We start from the raw sequence: 23,598 nt of genomic DNA on the forward strand, positions 1-23,598 counted from the left end.
GCCGGGGTCGGACCCGAACGAGCCGTACTCGCAAGGAGCTCACGCCTGTGATACCGAGATGGCCGGTGCCTGTCGCGCGCCGTACCGCACGAGTGAGACGGGTCGCGGGCGTCACCGTGACCGCGCTCGCCGCCGCCCTGCTTCCCCCGCTCGCCGCGCGGGCCGACGCCCCGCCCGCGCCCCCGTCCGACGCGAAGCTGGCGAAGACCGCCGCACGCCACGACCTGACGCGTGAGCAGTTCTACTTCGTCCTGCCGGACCGTTTCGCCAACGGCGACACGCGCAACGACAAGGGCGGCCTGACCGGCACCCGGCTCGCCACCGGCTACGACCCCACCGACAAGGGCTTCTACCAGGGCGGCGACCTCAAGGGCCTGACCGAGAAGCTCGACTACATCAAGGGTCTGGGCACCACCTCCATCTGGATGGCGCCCATCTTCAAGAACCAGCCCGTGCAGGGCACCGGCAAGGACGCCTCGGCCGGCTACCACGGCTACTGGATCACCGACTTCACCCAGGTCGACCCGCACTTCGGCACCAACCAGGACCTGAAGAACCTCATCTCCAAGGCCCACGCCAAGGGCATGAAGGTCTTCTTCGACGTCATCACCAACCACACCGCCGACGTCGTCGACTACGAGGAGAAGTCCTACGACTACCTCTCCAAGGGCGCCTTCCCGTACCTGACCAAGGACGGAAAGCCCTTCGACGACGCCGACTACGCGGACGGCAAGCGCCGCTTCCCCCGCGTGGGCCCCGGCTCCTTCCCGCGCACCCCGACGGTCCCGGCCGCCAAGAAGAACCTCAAGGTCCCGTCCTGGCTCAACGACCCGGCGTTGTACCACAACCGGGGCGACTCCACCTGGGCCGGCGAGTCGGCCACCTACGGCGACTTCTCCGGCCTCGACGACCTGTGGACCGAACGTCCCGAGGTCGTCAGCGGCATGGAGAAGATCTACCAGCGGTGGGTCAAGGACTTCGCCATCGACGGCTTCCGGATCGACACCGTGAAGCACGTCAACATGGAGTTCTGGACCCAGTGGGCGACCGCGCTGGACGCCTACGCCGCCAAGAAGGGCCGCGACGACTTCTTCATGTTCGGCGAGGTCTACTCCGCCGACACCTCCGTCACCGCGCCCTACGTCACCGAGGGCCGCCTGGACTCCACCCTGGACTTCCCCTTCCAGGACGCGGCCCGCGCCTACGCCTCCCAGGGCGGCAGTGCCCAGAAGCTCGCCTCCGTATTTGGCGACGACTACAAGTACACGACCGACAAGGCCAACGCGTACGAGCAGGTCACCTTCCTCGGCAACCACGACATGGGCCGCATCGGGACCTTCCTCAAGCAGGACGACCCCGAGGCAACCGACGCCGAACTGCTGAAGAAGGACCGGCTCGCCAACGAGCTGATGTTCCTCAGCCGCGGCAACCCGGTGATCTACTACGGCGACGAGCAGGGCTTCACCGGCGCCGGCGGCGACAAGGACGCCCGCCAGCCGATGTTCGCCTCCCGCACCGCCGACTACCTCGACGACGACCAGCTCGGCACCGACCGCACCCACGCCGAGGCCGCCTACGACACGAGCGCCCCGCTCTACCGGCAGATCAGCGCCCTCGCCAAGCTGCGCAAGGCCAACCCCGCCCTCGCCGACGGCGTCCAGACCGAGCGGTACGCCGCCGAGGGCGCCGGGATCTACGCCTTCTCCCGCACCGACGCGAAGACCGGCACCGAGTACGTCGTCGCCTTCAACAACGCCGACACCGAGAAGAGCGCCACCTTCGCCACCGGCTCGGCGCACATGACCTTCCGCGGCCTCTACGGCACCGACGCCAACGTGAAGTCCGGCGCCGACAAGAAGGTCACCGTCACCGTCCCGGCCGGGTCGGCCGTCGTCCTCAAGGCCGCGGGCAGGCTCGCCCGGCCCGCCGCCGAGCCGACGATCACCCTCCGCGCCCCGGACCCCGGTGCCACCGGCACCGTCGAGCTGGGCGCCGACGTCGCGGGCGGACAGCTCAACCGCGTCGTCTTCGCCGCCCAGACCGGCGACGGCAAGTGGCGCACCCTCGGCACCGCCGACCACGCCCCCTACAAGGTCACCCACACCATCGGCACCGACACCCCCGCCGGTACGGCCCTGCGCTACAAGGCGGTGGTCGTGGACTCGGCGGGCCGCACCGCGAGCGCCACCGCCGCGTCCACCACCGGCACGCCGCCCGCCGAGGAGGTGCCCACCGCCGCCTCCCGCGACTACGCGGTCGTGCACTACAAGCGCGCGGACGGGAACTACGACGACTGGGGCCTGTACGCCTGGGGCGACCTCGCCGACGGCGAGGCGACCACCTGGCCCGAGACCCACCCGTTCACCGGCCGGGACGCCTACGGCGCCTTCGCCCACGTCAAGCTCAAGCCGGGCGCGTCGAACGTCGGCTTCCTCGTCATCGACAAGGACGGCACCAAGGACGTCGCCGCCGACCGCACCATCGACGTCACCGAGACCGGCGAGGTGTGGATCGAGCAGGGCAAGGAGCAGGTCGCCACGGAGCGGCCCGAGTACCCGGCCCAGGACACCACCAAGGCCGTACTGCACTACAAGCGCGCCGACGGCGACTACGACGGCTGGGGCCTGCAGGTCTGGGGCGACGCCGCGAACCCCACCGACTGGGCCAAGCCCCTCCGGCCGGTCAGGACCGACCCCTACGGCGCGGTCTTCGAGGTGCCCCTCACCGAGGGCGCGAGCAGCCTCAGCTACATCGTCCACAAGGGCGACGAGAAGGACCTGCCCACCGACCAGGCCCTCGACCTCAAGGCCGACGGCCACGAGGTGTGGCTGCTGAGCGGCCAGGAGGACTACCTGCTGCCGCAGCCCGCGGGCTCGGCGGCGGCCGTCGACCTCACCACCTCCAAGGCGGTCTGGATCGACCGGAACACCGTGGCCTGGAACGGCTCCGAGGGCGCCGCCTCCACCCAGCTGCTCGCCTCCCGCACCGGCTCCATCGCCGCCGCGGACGGCCGGCTCACCGGCGACGACCAGCAGTGGCTTCGCCTCACGAAGAGCGCGCTCACCGACGCCCAGAAGGCGAAGTTCCCGCACCTGAAGGAGTACACCGCCTGGTCCGTCGATCCGCGCGACCGCGACCGGGTCCGCGAGGCCCTGCGCGGCCAGGTCGTCGCCTCCCAGCGCACCGCCACCGGCGCCCTGCTCGCGGCGACGGGCGTACAGACCGCCGGCGCCCTGGACGACCTGTACGCGGACCGGGCGACCAAGGCCGACCTCGGCCCGGTCTTCCGGCACGGGCGGCCCACCCTCTCCGTGTGGGCGCCGACCGCGCAGGACGTGAAGCTGGAGATCGGCGACCGCACCGTGCGGATGCGCCGCGACGACGCCACCGGCGTCTGGTCCGTCACCGGCCCGAAGTCCTGGAAGGGCAAGGCCTACCGGTACGCCGTCAAGGTGTGGGCGCCCACCGCGGGCGAGGTCGTCACCAACAAGGTCACCGACCCGTACTCCCTCGCCCTGACCACCGACTCCGAGCGCAGCCTCGTCGTCGACCTGGACGACCGCTCCCTCGCCCCGCGCGGCTGGGACCACTACCGCAAGCCCGAGGCCGTCCCGCTGCGGGACGCGCAGATCCAGGAGCTGCACATCCGCGACTTCTCCGTCGCCGACCCGACGGCGGACGCGGACCACCGGGGCACCTACCTCGCCTTCACCGACGAGAAGAGCGACGGCTCCAAGCACCTGCGCGAGCTGGCCGAGGCCGGCACCTCCTACGTGCACCTGCTGCCCGCCTTCGACATCGCCACCATCCCCGAGAAGAAGTCCGAGCGGACGACGCCCGACTGCGACCTCGCCGCCTACCCGGCCGACTCCGAGAAGCAGCAGGAGTGCGTGACGAAGGCCGCCGCCAAGGACGCCTTCAACTGGGGCTACGACCCGTACCACTACACGGTCCCCGAGGGCTCCTACGCCACCGACCCGGACGGCACCGGGCGCACCGTCGAGTTCCGGAAGATGGTCAAGGCCCTCAACGACGACGGGCTGCGCGTCGTCATGGACGTCGTCTACAACCACACGGCCGCCAGCGGCCAGGCCGGGATCAGCGTCCTCGACCGGATCGTGCCCGGCTACTACCAGCGGCTGCTCGCCGACGGCTCGGTGGCCAACAGCACCTGCTGCTCGAACACCGCCACCGAGAACGCCATGATGGGCAAGCTCGTCGTCGACTCGGTCGTCACCTGGGCCAAGGAGTACAAGGTCGACGGCTTCCGCTTCGACCTCATGGGCCACCACCCGAAGTCCAACATCCTCGCGGTCCGGAAGGCGCTCGACGAGCTGACCCTCAAGAAGGACGGCGTCGACGGCAAGAAGATCATCCTGTACGGCGAGGGCTGGAACTTCGGCGAGGTCGCCGACGACGCCCGCTTCGTCCAGGCCACCCAGAAGAACATGGCCGGCACCGGCATCGCCACCTTCTCCGACCGGGCCCGCGACGCCGTGCGCGGCGGCGGCCCCTTCGACGAGGACCCCGGCGTGCAGGGCTTCGCCTCCGGCCTCTACACCGACCCCAACTCCTCGACGGCCAACGGCACCGAGGCCGAGCAGAAGGCCCGCCTCCTGCACTACCAGGACCTGATCAAGGTCGGGCTGACCGGCAACCTCGCCGACTACGCCTTCACCGACACCGACGGCAAGGAGGTCAAGGGCTCCGAGGTCGACTACAACGGCGCCCCCGCCGGATACGCGGCGGCACCCGGCGACGCCCTCGCCTACGCCGACGCGCACGACAACGAGTCCCTGTTCGACGCGCTCGCCTTCAAGCTGCCCAAGGACACGTCCGCCGACGACCGGGCCCGCATGCAGGTCCTCGCCATGGCGACCGCCGCCCTCTCGCAGGGCCCGGCGCTCTCCCAGGCGGGCACCGACCTGCTGCGCTCCAAGTCGCTGGACCGCAACTCCTACGACAGCGGCGACTGGTTCAACGCCCTGCACTGGAACTGCGCCGACGGCAACGGCTTCGGCCGGGGACTGCCGCCGGCCGCCGACAACCAGGACAAGTGGTCCTACGCCAAGCCCTTGCTGGGCGCGGTGAGCGTCGGCTGCCCGCAGATCAACGGCGCCTCGGCGGCGTACCGGGATCTGCTGCGGATCCGTACCGGCGAGAAGGACTTCTCCCTCGCCACGGCCGCGCGGGTGCAGTCCCGGCTCTCCTTCCCGCTCTCCGGCGAGGACGAGACACCCGGCGTGATCACCATGCGCCTCGGTGACCTCGTCGTCGTCTTCAACGCCACGCCCGAGCGGCAGGAGCAGCGCGTCGAGGCGGCGGCCGGGACCGGCTACCGGCTGCATCCGGTGCAGTCGGCGGGCGCGGACCCGGTGGTGAAGGACTCGTCGTACACGGCGAAGACCGGCACGTTCACCGTGCCGGCCCGTACGGTCGCCGTCTTCCAGCGGGCCGGCTGACGGCGGGAGGTCTGCGGTTAGGGTGAGCCCTGCTGTCCATGCCAACGGGAGGGCTCATGCCGCAGATCACCGTCGACTACTCCGAGCGGCTCGCCGGCGACTTCGACCGGCCCGCCTTCGCGCGGGCCCTGCACGAGGCCGTCGTCGAGATCGCGGCCGCGAAGCCGCCGGCCTGCAAGACGCAGTTCCGGCGCACCGAGGACACCGTGGTCGGCCCCGACACCGAGGGGCACGCCGTCGTGCACGTCACGCTCGGGCTGCTCGCGGGCCGCACCGACGCGACCAAGGTGCGGCTGACCGAGGCCGTCCTGGAACTGCTGCGGCAGTACGCCAAGCCGGGCGACGGCCTCGCCCTGCACGCCTCCGCCGAGGTCCGCGACCTGGACCCGTCGTACCGGAAGTTCGAGACCGAGTAGGAGGCCCCGCCGGACGGGCGCCGCGCCTCAGGGCAGGTCGCGGCGGCCCAGCCAGGCCGGTCGCACGGGCACCCCGTCCGCGTCCAGCTCGGGCTCCCGCGCCTCGGCGGGGGCGGGCGGGGTAGCCTCCGCCACCGGCTCCGGGGCCGCGTCGGCCTCGGGTTCCGGCTCGGGGATCCTCGGCGCCGCCGAGTCCTCCAGCAGTTCCGCCACCGTGAACCGGGTGACGAAGGACTGCCAGGCGCCGTCCACGACGAGCAGGAAACCGTCCCCGACCCGCAGCAGGCGACGGCGCCGGGGGCTGAGCGGGTGGGTGGGGGAGTAGCTCCGCGCCCGCCGTTCCAGCTCCGCCAGCGCCTCCTGGCGCGACCCCGTGACGTGCCCGACGACCTGGGCCTCCGTGTGCTTGCGCTCCCCGGTGCCCACGGTCGTCTCCACCACCAGGCCCCACGCCGGTACGGCGTTCACCGGGCGGTCAGGGTGACGAGCCGGGCGGCCAGGTCCGCGAAGGGGCCGTCGGCCGGCTCGTCCGCGACGACACGGCGCACGAGGGCGCCCATCTCCTCGTCGTAGGCGGCGCTCACCGCCAGCAGCGCGGCGAAGTCGTGCACGAGCTGCCTCTCCAGCTCGGCACGCGGGACGCGGCGGCCGTCCAGCCAGATCAGCGCCGTCGACTCGGCGAGCGAGACCCAGGAGCGGACCACCAGCTCCAGCCGCGCGGGCGGCTCGGTGACGTCCAGGTGCGACAGGATCTGGACATACGCGGCCTGCCGTACGGAGTCCACGAGCGCGTTGGTCGTCGACGAGCCGACGGCCGGACCGCCGCGCATCAGGGCCGAGAAACCCGGGCCGTGCTCGTCCACGAAGTCGAAGTAGCGGCCCATCACGCGCAGCAGCCGCGCCCCCAGCGGACCCTGCCGCGGCTCCGCGAACCGGGCCGCCAGATCGTCCGCGGCCCGCTGCAACGCGGCCTCGTACAGGCTGAGTTTGCCGGGGAAGTAGTGGTAGACCAGCGGGCGCGAGATCCCGGCGGCCGACGCTATCTCGTCGATGGAGACCTCGTCGGGCGAGCGGCGGCTGAACAGATCGAGCGCGACGCCGATCAACTGCTGCCGCCGCTCCTCGACGCCCATTCTGCGGCGTACCCCGGTAGTCATACGAACACCTTACCGATCGAATCCGGCCCCGAACGGGCCGGACCGGACATCGGTGTTCACATGTCGAGCACCAGCCGCGTACCGCGGCACCGGGACACGCAGATGAGCATCGAGTCGCCGCGTTCCGAGTCGGTCAGCAGCTCGTCCCGGTGGTCGATCTCGCCCTCCAGCACCGTCTGCTGGCAGGTCCCGCACCAGCCCTGCTCGCACGAGTACGGGGTGTTCGGCAGCTCGGCGCGCACGGCGGCCAGCACCGAGGAGTCACCGGGCACGGTCAGCGTGCGCCCGCTGCGGTGCAGCTCCACCTCGAACTCCCCGTCGCCGTCGGCCGTCGTGCGCGGCGCGAACCGCTCCAGGTGCAGTGCGGCGCCGTCGGGGAGGCGCTCCGCCACGGCCGCCATCAGGCCCTCCGGGCCACAGCAGTACACGGCCGTGCCCTCGGGGAGGCCCGCCAGGAAGGCGCCGGGATCGGGCCGCCCGTCCTCGTCCTCGGCGACGACGGTGATCCTCCCGCCGTCCGCGTCCAGCTTCTCGACCTCCTCCAGGAACGGCATCGACGCGCGCGTCCGCCCGCCGTACAGCAGCCGCCACTCCGCGCCCTCCGGCAGCGCCCGCAGCATCGGCAGCACGGGCGTGACGCCGATGCCGCCCGCCACGAACGCGTAGGAGGGGGCGTCGACCAGGGGGAAGCGGTTGCGCGGGCCGCGCACCTCCAGCTCCGTGCCCTCCTGCACCTGCTCGTGCAGCTCGCGCGAGCCGCCCCGCCCGTCCTCGACGAGCCGCGCGGCCACCGTGTACGACGAGGTGTCCTCCGGGTCGCCGCACAGCGAGTACTGCCGTACCAGGCCCGACGGCAGCACCAGGTCCAGGTGCGCGCCCGGCTCCCAGGACGGCAGTCCGGTCCCCTCGAGGCGCAGCAGCACCACCCCGTCGGCCAGCCGCTCGTGCGCGGTCACCAGCAGCGTCAGCGCGCGGGGGCGGGACGGACCGGAGGCGGACGGGCGCGGGGCGGACCTCGTCCGGGGCGGCGAGCCCGACGTCCGGCGCCGCACCGCGCCCGCGCCCACGACGAGCGCGGCGCCGGCCGCGAAGAGCAGGGTCGTCGGCTTCCGCAGCCGTGCCATGAGCGGGACAGGCTTGTTAGACATGGCGTCAATGTACTGAGCGGTAAGTCCGCGGGGAACCCTTCCGCCGATACTTGTTGACGCCGATGTCAGCAAGAATGCCCGGGTGCCGTGGAAGGTGGCTAGCGCAGTCCGCCGATCGTCCGCCCGTCGTCCAGCGTGCCCTTCAGCTCGGCCCGCGCGCCCTGTTCGGCCTTCGCCGTCAGCAGGTTCCCGTCGGCGGAGTCGCTGATACCGCCGGTGGCCTCGATCGACGTCGTGCCCCGGCTGCCCGCGGCCAGCAGGTACCAGTGCCCGCCCTGCGACTTCCACAGCACCCCGGCCAGCACGTGCGGGTCCCGCTCGCCGCAGGCCGGCACGGACTGCGCCTTCGCCGCCACCGCGCCCTGCGCCCCGCCCGGCGTCCGGAACTGGGCCAGCACCCGGGCTCCTCCGCCGCGCCAGGTCTCGGCGCGGGTGCACACCCAGTCCCCCGACCCCGTCCCGTCGGGCAGCGGCTGCGCCGCGAACTCCCAGGCGTTCACCGATCGGACCCCCTGCCCGCGCACCGCGCCCAGCGAACAGGCGTACGGCGCCCAGTCGTCCAGCGCCTTCGTGCCCGAGGCGTCCTTCGCGGAACCGGGGCGCCCGGTGGTCAGGCGGGCCGGCACCAGCTCGCCCAGGTCGGTCACCACCCGGGTGTCCGAACCGTCGGTCAGCTCCAGCACGTTCCACGACGTGCACGCGCCGGACTGCTGCTGCACGGGGCTGGCCAGCGGGGACGTCACACCGCCGGTGAGCGTCAGCTCCCTGGGACCGGCGTCCGGCTCGACCAGATCGCGCGCGGCCACCTCCGTCACCCACGGGGCCGTCAGATAGCGGACGTTCCCGTCGGCCCGGCCCAGGACCACCGCGGTCGCCGTGGTCCGGCCGGCCCCGTCGGTCCGCGCGAAGTCCAGGGCGGCACCGGCGGAACCGTCCTTCGGCTCGGCGTACCGGACGAGGCGCAGACCGTCGTGCAGGATCACCACCCGCGCGTTGTCCACGTTCCCCGCGTACAGCAGCTGGGGCGGACCGGCCGGACCGCCGGTCTGGGTGCCCGGCGTCGCGGACACCCCCACGCTCTCACCGGGCCGGGCCCAGACGGCCAGGGCACGGCGCAGCAGCTCCTCGTCGCCGGTGAGGTCACCACGCGCCGGCCACACCGAGAAGTCCGTGCGCGCGGACGTCTCCCACGCGGCGGGCGCGACCCTGCCGAGCTTGCCGGGGTCGAGGGCCGCCTCGGCCGCCGGGTTCCGCGCGTAGGGCGGGGCGGCGGCACCGTCGGGCCCCCAGCCGTCCCCGGGCAGGCCGAGCAGCGCCGCGCACACCACCAGCGCCGCCCCGGCGACCAGCGCGGCCCTCGTGTGCTGCCGCCGGCGCAGCAGATCGGTCGGCCTGGCCTGCAACGAGCAGGGGTCGAACTCGGGGGAGTCCAGCAGCCCGTACTGCCCCGGCACCCCGTCGGCCTCCCGCAGCGCGGCGTCCGCGTCGGAGACGCCCGCGGCACGCAGCACCTGGCGCACCCCGTCCTCGGACAGCCGCTCCAGACCGCGCAGCGCGTACGCCGCCCGGCCAGGACCGGAGAGCGCGGACAGCCGCTGGTCCAGGGCCAGTTCGTCGGCGCCGCCCGAGCGCGGGAAGAGCTTGAGCCCCCGTACCTGCGGCAGCAGCGGCGGCAGCTGGGACCGCCGGGGCCACGCCCGCCGCCGCAGCGGAAGCCCCGCTTCCAGCGCCGTACGCACCACCCGCAGCCGGACCAGCGCGTACCCGGGGTCGACCGGGCGGCCGGTGGACTGGGCCGGGATCACCGGGGTCGTCGTCCGGTTCCGGGGCAGGGCGCGCTGGGCCAGGGCGTGCGCGGTCAGGACACGGCGGCCCCGGCCCAGGCCCGGCGGCAGCACCAGATAGGCCAGCCGGGCCAGGCGCGGATAGTGCTCGACGAGCGCGGCCTCGGCCTGCTCGACGTCGACGACCGGGTCGGCCGAGGAGGCGGAGGACGGTGCGGGGCGCGGGGCGACATCCTGTGGCTGCACGTTCAGCAGAACGAGCGAACGGGGCGATGGTCACCGTCCGGCCGCGCCGGACGAGGGCGCGCTACTCCTCCTCCGGCTCCACCAGGAGCCGCGCGTAGTTGGCCATCGACCGCTGGTACCGGGGGAGATGGGGCGCCAGCGCGCCGAGCACCAGGGACAGACCCTCGCGGTCGCGGCCCATGCTCGACAGGCAGAGCGCGAGACACGCGCGCACGGCGTCGTCCAACTCGTCCGACGGCGCCAGCAGTTCCGGCGAGAGCAGCTTCACGCCCTCCTCCGGGTGCCCGGTGTTGCGCAGGGAGCTGGAGAGCTGGATCTTCGCCCGGCGCCCCTTGTACTGGCTGACCTCGCCGAGCCCGCCCTCCAGTGCCTCCCGGTACAGCGGCACGGCCCGGTCGGAGTGGCCGGTGGAGTCCCAGGCGCAGGCCCGCTCGAACAGGCCGCGGGGGTCGCCCGCGGGCAACTCGTCGGCGAGGGCGTCGACGACCGCCCGGAAGTCGGCGGCGTCCTCCTCGGCGTAGTCGTCGAATGCCGCCCAGGCGGCCGTCACGCGCTCTTCCCAGTCCTGTTCCACCACGCCACTCTCGCACGGCCCCGGCACAAGGGCACCAGCGTTACTGAGTACTTCGCCTCCGGCAGCCGTACCGATGGCGAGAGCCCCTCGCCGGGGCTCCGTGCGGCATGTCGCACCAGCGGACCGGAGGAACACATGAGGCTGACCCGACCACTGCTCGCGCCGGCCGCCCTGGCGGCGGTCCTGGCACTGACGGGCTGCGGCGCCGGCGGGGACGGCGGGGCCGCCGTCCCCGAGACGGCGACCGGCAGCCTGGAACACCTGGCCGCCGAGGCCGAGTGCGCCCCCAACATGCAGACCGACGCCGACACCATCCGCCAGGCCCTCTGCCGCGAGGGCGACGAGAAATACGTCCTCGCCACCTTCGCCACCGACCGCGGCCAGCGCGAGTGGATCAACACCGCCAAGGACTACGGCGGTTACTACCTCGTCGGCCGCAAATGGGTCGCCGTCGGCCACGAGGACGTGGTGGCCGACCTGCGCGGCCGGCTCGGCGGGACCCTGGAGCAGGGCGTCCAGCACGGCGGCGGGCACTCGGCCGGGCACGGCGAGCACGCCGGACACGGCGGCTGACCGGACGCACGGGAACACCAGGAGGGCCGGTGACGGATCCGATCTCCGTCACCGGCCCTCTCCCGGCTCAACGACCCCCCGTCGCTACTGGCAGTCCTCGCCGCGGTTGATGCAGTCGACCACCTCGTTCATCAGGTCCTCGTCCATGACGTTGATGAAGTCGTTGTGATCGGTGATCGGCTTGTGCAACTGCTCCGGGAAGCTGTCCACCGCGTACGGGTTCTGCACCTGGCCGTTCTCGACGGTCGGAGTGGGGATGTCGTACGCGAGGCGGATCTGGAGCTGGGGGACGGCCTGGAAGCCGTTCGCACAGCTGCCGTCCTCCTGGACGAACGCCATGTGGTCCCGGTGGTTGGCGCTGTCGATGTTCTGGCCGTCCCAGCAGCTCTGGAAGTTGACCGTGCGCAGCACCTGGCTGCCGTCGGGGCACAGCGGGTACTTGTCCGTCACCTGGCGGTCCTCGAAGCCGGAGCAGCTCCACGAGGTGTTGGCGTTGGCGTCGCCGTTGGTGAAGGACTTGGCGTCACCGGTGATGATCCGCAGGAACTTCGGCATCGCGACCACGTCGCCCTGCCGGCTGCCGACGAACCTGATCTGGGCCTCGGCCGGCTTGAGGATCTTGCCGATGTTGCCCTCGGCGCCACCGCCCTGGTCGTTCGCGTCGAACTCCTGCGTACCGTCCTGGAGGCGCAGCACCGGCCAGTAGTAGGTGGACTTGTCGCCCTGGTTCTGGCACGAGGTGTCCGCGTTGGCGAGGTCCTCGTCGCTGGAGAAGGCGTCGTTGTCCTGGTTGCCGACGTAGTCGTGCGTGTGGTGCGCGCCGTTGTCGACACCCGGGGCGGCGATCAGGTTGTCGCTGTTGAACAGGTTGTTCTCGTTGACGCCGCAGTCGGTGGTGAAGGTGCCGGTGGAGCCGCCGTCGCCGTCGGCGGCCAGGCCGTTGCGGCTGTCGCGGGTGTTCGGCTGGACGTCGTTGATGTCGACAAAGTCGTCGGCGACCGGGCCCGCGACACCGTTGCCGTTGTCGTCGCCGTCGCCGCCCTGGTTCTGGCCGTCGTCCATCTGGCCGTCACCGTTCTGGCCGCCGCCGTTCTGCATCTGGTCCGCGGGGCGGCCCTGGCACGCGGCCAGCTCGTCCAGGTTGTCGTCGGCCTTGCCGCCGGCCCGGTTGATCTCCAGCTGGATCCGGTCGATGATCGCCTTCCGCCGGTCCTTGAGCGGGCCGAGGATGGAGTTCTGCACGAACTGCGCGTCACCCGCCTGCGCCCGCCGTGTGGTGGCCAGGCGCTGGTAGGCGTTGGTGATCTGGCTGTCCATCGTGGCCAGTTCGCCGTCCACCTCCCCGCGCGCCCGGTCCGGCACGTCCCGGATCTTCTGGCCGACGTCGGGGCAGTCGATCGTCGCCACCTGCGCGGCGGCCGACCGGGTCCGGTTGTGGCCCGAATGATCCTCGTGCGCCGAAGCGTAGAAGTTGGCCCAGACCAGCCCGCCCCCGCCGACCGTCAGGGCCGCCGCCCCGGCAACGATCTTGGTGGCCAGCGGCATACGGCGTTTTCTCGTGTTGCGTCCCATGGAACTCCTCTGAACTTCCTTGCGGAGGCATCGCTTGCGGGGCATCGAGGGCGCCCGACAGGGGTGAAGCGGCTCCCATCCATACGGAAGCCGCTCCGGAGGTGTTCACCCGTAGGGGGAATTGCTGGGTCCCGTGGGACGTGCGGGACCCGAGCGGAGGTCAGCGGCCGCGGTCCAGATACGCGAGAACGGCCAGCACACGGCGGTTGTCGTCGTCCGAGACCTCGAGGCTCAGCTTGGTGAAGATGTTCGCCGTGTGTTTCGCGATCGCCCGCTCCGTGACGACGAGCTTCCCGGCGATCGCCGCGTTGGTCCGGCCCTGCGCCATCAGCTCCAGCACCTCGAGCTCGCGGGGGGTCAGCCGCTCCAGCGGCCGGTCCTCCGCCGCCCGCCGGCTCAGCAACTGCTGGATGACCTGCGGGTCCATCGCCGTACCGCCCGCCGCCACCCGCCGTACGGCGTCGATGAACTGCTCCGCGTCGAACACCCGGTCCTTCAGCAGATACCCCACCCCGCCGCTCCCGTCGGCCAGCAGCTCGCGCGCGTACAGCTGCTCCACGTGCTGGGAGAGGACGAGCACCGGCAGCCCGGGCCGGTCGCGCCGGGCCTGGAGCGCGCACTGAAGGCCCTCGTCGGTGAGCGTGGGCGGCAGCCGGACGTCGACGACGGCGACGTCCGGCTTCAGTTCGGCCAGGGCCCGGGACAGCTCGGGGCCGGTCTCGACGGCCGCGGCGATCTCGAAGTCGTGGGCCTCCAGGAGCCGGACCAGCCCGTCGCGCAGCAGGAACAGGTCTTCGGCTAGGACAACACGCAAGGGATCTCCATGGTGACCATGGTGGGGCCGCCGACGGGCGAGCCGACGGCCAGGACACCGTCGAATGTACCGAGCCGCCGTTCCACCCCGGCCAGGCCCGAACCCGCCCCGATCGAGGCGCCGCCCTTGCCGTTGTCGGTGACGGAGACGCGCAGCCGGCCCTCCTCGTGGTGCATGTCGATCCAGATCCGGTCGGCACCGGAGTGCTTCACGGCGTTGGTGAGGATCTCGCTGACCGCGAAGTACGCGGCCGCCTCCACCGGGGCGTCGGCCCGGCCGGTCAGGTCCACGTCGACCTCCGAGGCGACGGGCAGCCGCAGCGCCAGCGCGCGCACCGCGTCGCCCAGGCCGCGTTCGGCGAGCACCGGCGGGTGGATGCCGCGGACGAGTTCACGCAGCTCGGTCAGGGCGTCGGCGGAGGACCGGCGGGCCTGCGCGAGCAGTTCCCTGGCCTTCGCCGGGTCCTTCTCCAGCAGCGCCTCGATGGTGCCCAGGTCCATGCCCATGGCGACCAGCCGGGCCTGCGCCCCGTCGTGCAGGTCCCGTTCGATGCGGCGCAGCTCGGCGGCGGAGGTGTCGACGGCGTCGCGCCGGGTCTCGGTCAGGACCCGTACCCGCTCGGCCAGTTCGCCCTGGCCCGAGTTGAGCATCGCACTCGTGAGCCGGAAGTGGGCCTGGAGCACGAGCGGGGAGAGCCGTACGGCGGCGACGAGGAGGACGGCGCCCAGGGCGGCGGCGCAGAGCGCGGTTATCTGGCCGGTCACGGGCACGAAGCCGTACCAGTAGGTGTCGTCCCAGGCCCGCCACAGCCCGGCCGCGATCACGAACCCCTCCAGCGCGTAGACCGGCAGCGCGAAGGCCAGCAGCGCGGTGACGAAGCCCGCGGTCATGTCGACCGGGAGCCAGAAGAAGTCCCGCCAGGTCGCGGGGTCACGGAGCATCCCGAAGGTGCGCGTCCACGGGTTGGCGTCCGCGGGCAGCGGCCGGTAGGCCCGCTGGATCCGCACCCCGCCCCACTCGGCGGCGAGCACCCGGCGCCAGTCCGCGAACATCCGCACGCCGGTCAGTACCCAGGGGGTGGTGACGATGCCGATCCCGATCGGGACGAGGGCGACGGACACGAGGGTCAGGCAGAAGCAGACCACCGCGACGGGCAGGGACACGAACGTCAGTGCCAGTCCCCGCACGGCCGACAGCGCCATACCCCGCGTCCGCGTCCGCGTTCGCTCCGGTAGCCGTGCCTGCCGTGTGCCGCTCTTCGTCTCGATGCTCATGGCACCAGTCTCGCCGAGGCGGCGGCGCGGGGCACTGGGCCGGGCACCCCGGTCAGGGGGTGGTGCCAGGTACACCACCGCCGGGTCCGCCGGCGCCGGCCGCGAGGACCTTCGCCTCCGTCTCCGGGTCCAGGCCGACCGGTGGCCGGTCGGGGCGCCGGGGTGCCGTGCCGCCGATGTCCCGCAGCCAGGTCCAGGTGTCGGCCACGGTGTCCTCGACGGGCCGGCACGTGAGCCCCGTCGCCAGGGCCCGCGAGACGTCCGCCGTGTGCAGGGCGTCGTGCAGGTCGCTGCCCGGGGGCGTCCACACCGGCAGCTGCACCCAGGGCTCGACGCCGGCGGCGAGGACCGTCCCGGGGTCGGTCCAGCGCAGCTCCGCCGCGCCGCCCGTGACCGTCGCGCAGGCGTCGAGCAGTCCGCCCATGGTGGTGTGCCCCGGCGGGGAGACCAGGTTGTACGGTCCGCTCAGCTCCCGCTCCACCGCGCCGAGCGTCCAGTCGGCGAGGTCGCGGACGTCGATGTACTGCACGGGCAGGTCGCGCGGGCCCGGTGCGAGGACGGGCCCGCCGCGGGCGACGCGGTCGAGCCACCACGGCAGCCGGCCGATGTTCTCGTACGGGCCGAGGATCAGCCCGGCCCGCACGAGCACCGAGCGGTCCGCGCCGAAGGCGTCCGAGACGGCCAGCTCCCCGCCCCGCTTGTCCCGGGCGTAGTCGCTCTGCCCGGCGTCCGCCGAGGCGCCCTCGACGAGCGGGGCGTCCTCGGCGCACCCGGCGGGCGGGGGCCAGGCGTACACCGAGCGGCTCGACACGTACACGTACCGTCCGGCGCGGTCCCGCAGCAGCCGCGCCGCGTCCCGTACCGCGCGGGGCGCCGCCGACCAGGTGTCGACGACGGCGTCCCACGTGTCCTCGGCCCCGGCCAGGGCGGCGAGCCCGTCGGGGGCGGTGCGGTCGCCGTGCAGTGCCCGCGCTCCGGGCGGCGGGGCGTGCCGTCCGCGGTGCAGGACGGTCACCTCCCAGCCCCGGCCGAGGGCCGCCTCGACCACGGCCCGCCCCACGAATTCCGTACCGCCCAGCACCAGTAGTCTCATGCCGGTCACTGTGCCGGGTGCGGCGGCTGCGGGGAACGGGTCTCTGCCGTCGGCAGACGGACGCGGCGCCTCGACGGGTCCCCGGCTCGGCGGCTCAGTGACTCGATGGCTCCGTGGGTTCCGTGGGTTCAGTGGGTTCCGTGGGCTCAGCGGCCGGTGGGCGGTGTGTACTTGTAGCCGACGCGCCGTACCGTCTGGATCGTCCGCCGGTGCTCCGCGCCGAGCTTCCGGCGCAGCCGCGCCACGTGCACGTCGACGGTGCGGCCGTCGCCCACGTGTCCGTAGCCCCACACCGTGCTGACCAGCTGGTCGCGGGTGTGCACCCGGTGCGGATGGGTGACGAGGTGGGCGAGCAGTTCGAACTCCAGGTAGGTCAGGTCGAGTTCGCGTCCGTCCACGGCGGCGGTGCGGCGTGCGGGGTCGATCCGGACGAGCGGGTTCTCCGCCCGGCCCCCGCTGCGGTCCCGGGCCGGGTCCGAGCCCTGGGCAGGGTCCGAGCCCGGGGCCGTGTCCGGGGCGGGGTTCCGGAACGGCGGCTGCTGGTCGGCGGGGACGAGCACGAGGTAGCCGACCATCGGCGGGTGTCCCGGCAGGGCCGGCAGGGTGTGCGGCGGCGCGGGGAGCCAGGTGGCGCCCGGTGGCAGCAGGCCCGCGACGTCCGGCGCCTCGCCCGGGGCGACGGCGCACAGCCGGTGCCGGTGGCCGGGGGAGTCGGGGAGGGCGGTGGGGGAGTCGAGGGTGACGGTGGACAGGGAACGGGTGGTCGCCATGAGACGTCAGCTCTTTCGCGCGTGAGTTCGTCGGGAGGGGCGACGGGCGCGAGTTCGTGGTCGGGCGCGTCGCGGGACGTACGTCGTGCGCACCGGCGGCAGGCGCGGAAGGCCTGTGAGGTACGGCTTCTAGCGGGCCGGCGCGATCGTCGCGCGGCAACACACCCGGTCGAAGTCGTCGTGCTGACGGGAGGGCCAGAAGGGCTCGAGGTCACGGCGACCCGTCGCTGCGTACTTCCGGAAGCCGGCCATGGGCTCATTGAAGCAGACGGCGGCGGGGGAGAGGAGGGTCCTCTCAGTGCGTGGACGCCGACCGGCCGGAACCAGCCGCCGGACCGGTCAGCCCTCCAGCCGTTTGCGCCAGTTCAGCGGGGTGACGGCGATCGCTCTGCCCGGGTCGCCGTTCCACTCCGTGGACAGTCCGGACCCCGCGAACGCCGCCACGACCTCGTGCCCGACGGCCGTGGTCGTCTCCTCCGCGCCGTCGAAACCGCCGTAGTGCAGCATGAGCCCGTGTCCCTCGGCGGCGGCCTCGGTGCTCTGCCGGTGGAAGAAGACGAAGCCGCGGGCCCCCTCGCGCTCCGCGCCTATCTCCGCGGTGCCGCAGCCGCGGCAGCAGGCGAAGTTCTCCCGGGCGGTGACACCGGCCGCGTCCAGGACCTCGAAGACCCGGGCGAGGCGGTCCGGGTCGGTGGTGTCCCCGCCCCAGGACTCCTGCTCGGCCAGCCGCTCCAACCACAGCCGGTCCACCAACCGCCGGGCCTGGGCGGGGGACACCGGTCGTTCGCCGTACTCGCCACCGACGAGGTAGTCCTCCGCGATCTCGGAGAGCGTCCCGCGGCTGTCGTAGCCGCAGCGGAGCTGCTCGCGCACCCGCCGCTCGACCTGCTCGCGGACCTCGTCCGGCAGGTCGGGGACCCCTTCCTGCGGCGGGACGGCGATCGGCTCCCAGGCCACGCCCGCGTCCCAGCCGGGCTCCTGGCGTGCCCAGCCGGTCAGGAGGTCGGCCACGCGGTGGGGATCGTCGAGGTCGGTACCGAAGAACGCGTCCGCGGCGGCCCGGTACTCCAGCCGGTACTCCCCGCCCTCCTCGTGCCACACCTGCGCGAACACGTCGGGGATGTCCGGTATCCGCTGCACCACCAGGAAGCGGTCGCCGGCATGGCCGATGCGCGTCACCAGCTCCCGCAGCTCGGCCGCCCGAATCCGGGCGTGCTTCTGCCAGTTCTCCGTCTCGACCCTGATGGCCAGGACCCCGTCGATCTCCATGACCCCACCCTCGCACGCGCCACTGACAACGCGGCCCGGGCCGCAGTGGCCCGGGCCGGAGTCGTCAGTGAGGGAGTCGTCAGTGGCGGAGTGGTCAGTGGCTGAGTCGGCCGGTCTCAGACCTGGCCGGCCTTCTCCAGCGCCGCGCAGCAGGTGTCGACGAGCAGACGCGTCACGACGTACGGGTCGACGTTGGCGTTGGGACGACGGTCCTCGATGTAGCCCTTGCCGTCCCTCTCGACCTGCCACGGGATGCGCACCGAGGCGCCGCGGTCGGAGACGCCGTAGGAGTACTCGTTCCACGGGGCGGTCTCGTGCAGGCCGGTGAGGCGGTCGTCGATGCCGGCGCCGTAGTTCTTGACGTGGTCCATCGGCTTGGAGCCCTCACCGAGGGACTCGGCGGCGGTGATGATCGCCTCGTAACCCTCGCGCATCGCCCTGGTGGAGAAGTTGGTGTGCGCGCCCGCGCCGTTCCAGTCGCCCTTGACCGGCTTGGGGTCGAGGGTGGCGGAGACCTCGAAGTCCTCGGCGGTGCGGTAGAGCAGCCAACGGGCCACCCACAGCTGGTCGGAGACCTCCAGCGGCGCCAGCGGACCGACCTGGAACTCCCACTGGCCGGGCATGACCTCGGCGTTGATGCCGGAGATGCCCAGACCGGCCCTGAGGCAGTTGTCCAGGTGCGCCTCGACGACGTCGCGGCCGAAGATCTCGTCCGAGCCGACGCCGCAGTAGTAGCCGCCCTGTGCGGCCGGGAAGCCGCCCTCGGGGAAGCCGAGCGGGCGGGCGCCCTTGAAGAAGGTGTACTCCTGCTCGATGCCGAAGACCGGCTCCTGCGCGGCGAAGCGCTCCGACACCTCGGCCAGTTCGGCGCGGGTGTTGCTGGGGTGCGGCGTCAGGTCCGTGTCCAGGACCTCGCACAGCACCAGGATGTCGTCGCCGCCGCGGATCGGGTCCGGGCAGGAGAAGACCGGCTTGAGCACGCAGTCCGAGGAGTTGCCCGCGGCCTGGTTGGTGGAGGAGCCGTCGAAGCCCCAGAGCGGCAGGGCGTCGAGGCCGGCCGGGGCGTCCGTGATGATCTTCGTCTTGGAACGGAGCTTGGCCGTCGGCTCGGTGCCGTCGATCCAGATGTACTCGGCCTTGAAGGTCACGGGGGCCACATCCTTCGGGTGGTCTCGCCGCACTCGCGGGTGCCGCGGCGCTGGGGCGGCAGGGGCGCCGCGTCTACTGCCGTGCAGCGTGCCAACCGGCGATTTCCCGGCCGTTGCCCGTATGTGAACCCCGTGTTACCCGCGGTCGTTGTGGTCAGGCTCACGTCCGTCGTCCCCGGCCGCCTCCCGGACGCCGGTCAGGAAGCCCCTGATGGCCGCCAACTCCCGCTCGTCGTAACCGCGCAGCAGCTCCACCGCCCGTCCGATCAGCGGTCCGAAGTGGGACCGGCCCAGCGCCACGGCCCGCTCGTCCACCTCGACGGTGACCCTGCGCCGGTCCCGCTCGTCACGCACCCGGCGCACGTGACCGGCCCGCTCCAGCCGGTCGACCAGCGCCGTCGTCCCCGCGGAGTTCAGCCCGAGCGCGGCGCCCAGGTGCCCGGCGGTCACCGCCTCGCCCGCGCGGGCGGCGTCCATGAGCGCGATCAGCGCCCGGACGTCGGTGGGGTGCATGCCGTTGCGCTGCGCGAACCGCGCGCTGTGCGCGCCCAGTTCGACGGTGACCGCGCGCAGGAGATGGACGATCTCCATCTCCGGTTCCTGGTCGGGCATGTGGGCCCCTTCCGGATTCGTCTCGCTCGACAAGTATCTCGTTCACCGAGACAATACCGGGGAGGCAGGAACAGGGAGCAAGCGAAACAGGGGGCACCGCTGATGAGCGCTCGCGGTCCGTACGACGCCGGCCGTTTCCACGACGCCTACGACAAGGACATGGCCAAGTGGCCCACGGGGACCGGGGCGGTGGCCGTCCCCACCCCCTTCGGCGAGACGCACGTCCACGTGACGGGACCGGCCGGTGCCCGCCCCCTCGTCCTGCTGCCGGGCGGCGGCGCGGCGACCTCCGCGTCCTGGTACGCCCAGGCCGCCGAACTGTCCCGCACCCACCGCGTCCACGCCGTCGACCTGATCGGCGCCCCCGGCCGCAGCACCCCGGCCGGCGACCGCCACCCCCGTACGGTCGCCGACCTCACCGGCTGGCTGGACGCTCCCCCACTGCCTTAAGAGCGCGGGAGGTACCCCCACCTCGACGGTCTCGGCATCGCGGAGACCGACCTCGGCGGGCACTCCTACGGCGCCTGGATCGCCCTGCACCACACCCTGCACGCGCCCGAGCGGGTACGCCGCCTGTTCCTCCTGGACCCGACCCAGTGCTTCGCCGGGTTCAAGGCGGCCTACCTGCTGCACGCGCTGCCGATGCTGCTGCGGCCCACGCCCCGCCGGGTCCGCGCCTTCCTGGACTGGGAGACCGGCGCGACCCCGCTCGACGCCGACTGGCTCGCCCTCCAGGAGGCCGCCGTCGGCTTCCCGGAGCGCAGGCCGGTCACCGGACCGCGCCCGGCCCCGGAGGCCCTGCGCGCACTGGACGTGCCGGTCCTGCTGCTCCTGGCCGGGAACAGCAGGACGCACGACGCCGCCGAGGTGGCGGCCCGGGCGCGGACCCTGCTGCCGCACGTGGAGACGGAGGTCCTGCCGGGCGTGTCCCACCACGCGCTGCCCCAGTCCGCGCCGCCCGGCCTCGGCCGCCGCCTCGGCGACTTCCTGGCCGCGCCGGGCGTGCCGGGCGTGCCGGGCGTGTGAGCCTCAGCCGACCTTCTCGATCAGCGCCCGCCGAATCAGGAACTTGCCCTCCTCCCGGACCTGTTCGAACGCCGCGTTGTTGAGCAGCGCGCAGCTTCCCGAGACCGAGTTCACCTCGACGGTCGTGGACTTGCCGTTGTCGAGGTTGGTCACCTTGAGCCTGGTGCCCACCGGGAACTGGTTGCTGGAGGCGGCGGGCGCGCCGCCCTCGCCGGAGAGGGTGACGGTGGACCCGGCGCAGACCTGCTCGTCGGCCTGCGCGGCACCTCCGTCCTGGCCGCCCGCCTGCTCTCCGGCCTGTTCCCCGGCGCCCTGCCCCGCCTCCTGCCCGGCCTGCGGCGGCTGCGCGGCCTGGGAGTCCTGAGCCGACTCCCCCACCGTGCAGCCGGACGCCGCCCGCTTGCGCTCGATCTCCGCGACGACGGCCTCGCGGTTCTCGATCCGGGCCGCGGACTGCGCGTCGGGATGGGCCCGCTGGCCCTCGATGAACCGCTGGTTGTTGCCGAGCGCGGTGGCCAGGCCCTGGCAGACGTTCGAGTCCTGGGCGGCCTTCGTCCGCGCCTGCTGGGTGGGCTGCGCGGCGTTCGACACGTTCGCCATGACGAAGGCGCCGCCGCCCGCCACGGCGGCCGCGCTGACCAGGAGCGCGATCTTCTTCTTCGTACCGAGAGTTCTCCTGCGCGACATGCGCGCCTCCTGAAGAGGTAGGGGAGCGTACGCCGCTATGTACGAGATACCGAACGGACTTGCTCAGCGGTCGCGTCGATGCTCGTACGTAACCTGCGTCACACGCCCCTAACCCTGTTCGTACGCCACCACGTTGTCGTCGACGTACTGGAGCAGGTCCTCCGTCTGCCGGGTGAGGTCCGCCTCCCCGGTCTCCGACCCGTCGCCCCACTGCCCGTTCGCGAACACCACCGACCGTACGGTCGTCAGCCGCCGGAAGACGCCGGCCGACCCGGGCGGCGCCGTCGGCAGTCCGGCTTCGGGCGGCGGGTCGAGCGACACCGTCTGGTACGTCACCGGGTCCATGGAGGCCATGCCGAACACCGTTCCGGCGTCCTCCGCGCGCACGAAGCTCGCCACCGTCACCGACACCTGCGAGCGCCGCTCGGCGTCCGTGAACAGGGCCGTGGTGAGCCGCGAGCAGCCCTGGCCCTGCTCGGCCAGGGCGGCCAGCTCCTGCGACATGCCCTGGGCGCAGTCGGTGGTCGTGGCCAGGTCGACGCGCTCGTACCGGGAGCCGTCCTTCAGGCGTACGGCGGTCTCCGGGAAGGCCTGCTCGGGGCGTATGACCGGCCGCGCGAGCAACGACGGCAGGCCGGAGGGGGCGTCGGAGGGCAGCGTGCCGGTCACCGAGGGGGCGGCGGCGGGCGTCGCGGTCGCCGTGGTGCCCGGCGCGGCGGCCGACGCGGCCGGGTCCTCGTCGTCGCCGCTGTACATCAGTGCGCCGCCTGCGACGGCCGCGACGAGGACGACGCCCGTCACGGCGATCACCACCGGCCCCAGGTGCCGGCCGCGCCCGCGGTGCTGCTCGGCGGGCCAGGGGGCCGGGGCCGCCGAGGTGGCGTGCGGGCCGTACGGGCCGTACTGCTCGGGCGGCGGCTGCTGTCCGTACGGCTGCTGCTGTCCGTACGGTGGGTACTGCCCGTACGGCGTGTGCCGCTGCCCGTGGTGCGGCCCTTGATCATCGTGTGTCATGGCCGCGCAGGGTAACAGCGTGCACCACCCCCAGTCGCGGCGCGCGACAATCCCCGAACTACCGGGACAGAGCGTCCCGAACCGCCTCATCGGTACGGCCCACCACGGCCGTTCCGTCGTCGGCCGTGATGATCGGGCGCTGGATCAGCTTGGGGTGTTCGGCGAGCGCGGTGACCCAGCGGTCGCGTGACGCCTCGTCACGGGGCCAGTCCTTCAGGCCCAGTTCCTTGGCGGCCGCCTCCTGGGTGCGGGTGATGTCCCACGGTTCGAGCCCGAGCCGGGTGAGCACCTCGCGGATCTCGTCCGCGCTCGGGACGTCCTCCAGGTAGCGGCGGACGGTGTAGTCGGCCCCCTCGGCGTCGAGCAGAGTGATCGCGCTGCGGCACTTGGAACAGGCCGGATTGATCCAGATCTCCATGCCGCACACGGTAGCCGGAAGGCGCGGAAACCCGTTCGCCCCGTGTGTCTCAGCGGCCCCGAAAGGCCTTGTGGGCAGGGGCTTTTGTCAGTGGGGGGCGGTAAAATAGAAGCAGTGTTCGAGGGTGTCGCCGGGCGGTCCGGCCGACGCCCTGACCGCGACAGGAGGATGCCCGTGCCCGCTGCCGCACTGAAGCCGAAGCCCACCCAGTCCACCGCCAAGCGGCCCGTCCTGCTCGACCTTCCGTACGAACCCGTGGAGAAGCGTCCGCTGCCGGCCGGCCGCCCCCGCGAGTGGTACGTCACGCACAACCGCCGGCTCAAGGCGATGCGGCTCGCCATCGCCCTGCTGGACTCCGGCGTCTACCTGGCCGACCAGGCGCGCAACGAGCGGATACGGAGCGCTGCCCTGACCATCGGGATTCACCCGCCGTCGGACACCACGTGCCACATGGTGCGGGCGTTGATGCGGTACTCGCGGTGACGCCGGCGCCGGGTGCCGTGACCTTGCGCGGTGCCCGGCGCCGGGTCGAAGGGCGACC

At 72.8% G+C, this 23,598-nt stretch carries 20 protein-coding genes and 1 pseudogene; 5 read left to right on the forward strand and 16 right to left on the reverse strand.

Annotation, left to right across the window (positions count from 1 at the left end; translation table 11 throughout):
* Window positions 1–47 precede the first annotated feature (47 nt).
* A complete protein-coding gene (gene pulA / locus OHA99_RS26915; protein WP_405698246.1) occupies window positions 48–5,462 on the forward strand; it encodes a pullulanase-type alpha-1,6-glucosidase in 5,415 nt (1,804 codons plus the stop codon).
* Between the two features lie 56 nt (window positions 5,463–5,518).
* Window positions 5,519–5,878, forward strand: a complete 360-nt coding sequence (locus tag OHA99_RS26920; RefSeq protein ID WP_007388378.1) for a 5-carboxymethyl-2-hydroxymuconate Delta-isomerase — start codon at window positions 5,519–5,521, stop codon at window positions 5,876–5,878.
* 27 nt (window positions 5,879–5,905) lie between these two features.
* Here OHA99_RS26920 and OHA99_RS26925 read toward each other — a convergent pair whose 3' ends face one another.
* The 5 genes from OHA99_RS26925 to OHA99_RS26945 all read right to left on the reverse strand — a co-directional run bounded on the left by OHA99_RS26925 (window position 5,906) and on the right by OHA99_RS26945 (window position 10,787).
* Complete coding sequence (locus tag OHA99_RS26925; protein WP_153180184.1) at window positions 5,906–6,346, reverse strand: hypothetical protein; 441 nt, start codon at window positions 6,344–6,346, stop codon at window positions 5,906–5,908.
* Window positions 6,343–7,035 carry a TetR/AcrR family transcriptional regulator gene (locus OHA99_RS26930; protein WP_153180185.1) on the reverse strand — a complete coding sequence of 231 codons (693 nt, stop codon included), beginning with the start codon at window positions 7,033–7,035 and terminating at the stop codon, window positions 6,343–6,345. The genes OHA99_RS26925 and OHA99_RS26930 overlap by 4 nt, the downstream gene beginning before the upstream one ends.
* 56 nt (window positions 7,036–7,091) lie before the next feature.
* Window positions 7,092–8,183: a PDR/VanB family oxidoreductase gene (locus tag OHA99_RS26935; RefSeq protein WP_405698247.1), complete on the reverse strand. Its 1,092-nt coding sequence runs from the start codon at window positions 8,181–8,183 to the stop codon at window positions 7,092–7,094.
* A gap of 98 nt (window positions 8,184–8,281) precedes the next feature.
* The gene (locus OHA99_RS26940) at window positions 8,282–10,213 is read right to left on the reverse strand and encodes a hypothetical protein (protein ID WP_266571910.1); all 1,932 of its coding nucleotides are present in this window, start codon (window positions 10,211–10,213) and stop codon (window positions 8,282–8,284) included.
* A 61-nt stretch (window positions 10,214–10,274) separates the two neighbouring features.
* Window positions 10,275–10,787 (reverse strand): tetratricopeptide repeat protein, encoded by a 513-nt coding sequence (locus tag OHA99_RS26945; RefSeq protein ID WP_042826023.1) that lies wholly within the window; start codon window positions 10,785–10,787, stop codon window positions 10,275–10,277.
* A 135-nt stretch (window positions 10,788–10,922) separates the two neighbouring features.
* Between OHA99_RS26945 and OHA99_RS26950 the strand changes: the two genes are divergently transcribed.
* A complete protein-coding gene (locus tag OHA99_RS26950; protein ID WP_153180188.1) occupies window positions 10,923–11,360 on the forward strand; it encodes a hypothetical protein in 438 nt (145 codons plus the stop codon).
* Between the two features lie 84 nt (window positions 11,361–11,444).
* On the opposite strand, the gene OHA99_RS26955 is transcribed toward OHA99_RS26950, so the two are convergent.
* From OHA99_RS26955 to OHA99_RS26990, 8 genes are all read right to left on the reverse strand, one after another.
* The gene (locus OHA99_RS26955) at window positions 11,445–12,932 is read right to left on the reverse strand and encodes a DUF1996 domain-containing protein (protein ID WP_405698248.1); all 1,488 of its coding nucleotides are present in this window, start codon (window positions 12,930–12,932) and stop codon (window positions 11,445–11,447) included.
* Between the two features lie 160 nt (window positions 12,933–13,092).
* Window positions 13,093–13,746: a response regulator transcription factor gene (locus OHA99_RS26960; protein WP_153180190.1), complete on the reverse strand. Its 654-nt coding sequence runs from the start codon at window positions 13,744–13,746 to the stop codon at window positions 13,093–13,095.
* Window positions 13,731–15,020: a sensor domain-containing protein gene (locus OHA99_RS26965; protein WP_164385034.1), complete on the reverse strand. Its 1,290-nt coding sequence runs from the start codon at window positions 15,018–15,020 to the stop codon at window positions 13,731–13,733. The genes OHA99_RS26960 and OHA99_RS26965 overlap by 16 nt, the downstream gene beginning before the upstream one ends.
* A 52-nt stretch (window positions 15,021–15,072) precedes the next feature.
* Window positions 15,073–16,113 (reverse strand): SDR family oxidoreductase, encoded by a 1,041-nt coding sequence (locus OHA99_RS26970; RefSeq protein WP_366472014.1) that lies wholly within the window; start codon window positions 16,111–16,113, stop codon window positions 15,073–15,075.
* A 146-nt stretch (window positions 16,114–16,259) separates the two neighbouring features.
* Window positions 16,260–16,883 (reverse strand): winged helix-turn-helix domain-containing protein, encoded by a 624-nt coding sequence (locus OHA99_RS26975; RefSeq protein ID WP_405698249.1) that lies wholly within the window; start codon window positions 16,881–16,883, stop codon window positions 16,260–16,262.
* 339 nt (window positions 16,884–17,222) lie between these two features.
* A complete protein-coding gene (locus OHA99_RS26980; protein WP_405698250.1) occupies window positions 17,223–18,152 on the reverse strand; it encodes a DUF6891 domain-containing protein in 930 nt (309 codons plus the stop codon).
* 116 nt (window positions 18,153–18,268) lie between these two features.
* Window positions 18,269–19,300 carry a glutamine synthetase gene (gene glnII, locus OHA99_RS26985; RefSeq protein WP_153180195.1) on the reverse strand — a complete coding sequence of 344 codons (1,032 nt, stop codon included), beginning with the start codon at window positions 19,298–19,300 and terminating at the stop codon, window positions 18,269–18,271.
* Between the two features lie 135 nt (window positions 19,301–19,435).
* A complete protein-coding gene (locus tag OHA99_RS26990; RefSeq protein WP_007448849.1) occupies window positions 19,436–19,912 on the reverse strand; it encodes a MarR family transcriptional regulator in 477 nt (158 codons plus the stop codon).
* 102 nt (window positions 19,913–20,014) lie between these two features.
* On the opposite strand from OHA99_RS26990, the pseudogene OHA99_RS26995 reads away from it, so the two are divergent.
* Window positions 20,015–20,938, forward strand: a pseudogene (locus tag OHA99_RS26995) (alpha/beta fold hydrolase).
* Window positions 20,939–20,941: 3 nt separating this feature from the next.
* Here OHA99_RS26995 and OHA99_RS27000 read toward each other — a convergent pair.
* From OHA99_RS27000 to OHA99_RS27010, 3 genes are all read right to left on the reverse strand, one after another.
* Window positions 20,942–21,625, reverse strand: a complete 684-nt coding sequence (locus tag OHA99_RS27000; RefSeq protein WP_405698251.1) for a hypothetical protein — start codon at window positions 21,623–21,625, stop codon at window positions 20,942–20,944.
* A gap of 108 nt (window positions 21,626–21,733) precedes the next feature.
* Window positions 21,734–22,639 carry a hypothetical protein gene (locus OHA99_RS27005; RefSeq protein WP_405698252.1) on the reverse strand — a complete coding sequence of 302 codons (906 nt, stop codon included), beginning with the start codon at window positions 22,637–22,639 and terminating at the stop codon, window positions 21,734–21,736.
* Between the two features lie 58 nt (window positions 22,640–22,697).
* Entirely contained in the window at window positions 22,698–23,057 is a 360-nt protein-coding gene (locus tag OHA99_RS27010; RefSeq protein ID WP_153180198.1) for an arsenate reductase family protein, read from the reverse strand.
* A 174-nt stretch (window positions 23,058–23,231) separates the two neighbouring features.
* On the opposite strand from OHA99_RS27010, the gene OHA99_RS27015 reads away from it, so the two are divergent.
* Entirely contained in the window at window positions 23,232–23,540 is a 309-nt protein-coding gene (locus OHA99_RS27015) for a hypothetical protein (RefSeq protein ID WP_087791285.1), read from the forward strand.
* The last annotated feature ends 58 nt before the right edge of the window (window positions 23,541–23,598 follow it).

The sequence above is a fragment of the Streptomyces coelicoflavus genome (genome assembly GCF_045041415.1).
GTDB classification, from domain to species: domain Bacteria; phylum Actinomycetota; class Actinomycetes; order Streptomycetales; family Streptomycetaceae; genus Streptomyces; species Streptomyces coelicoflavus.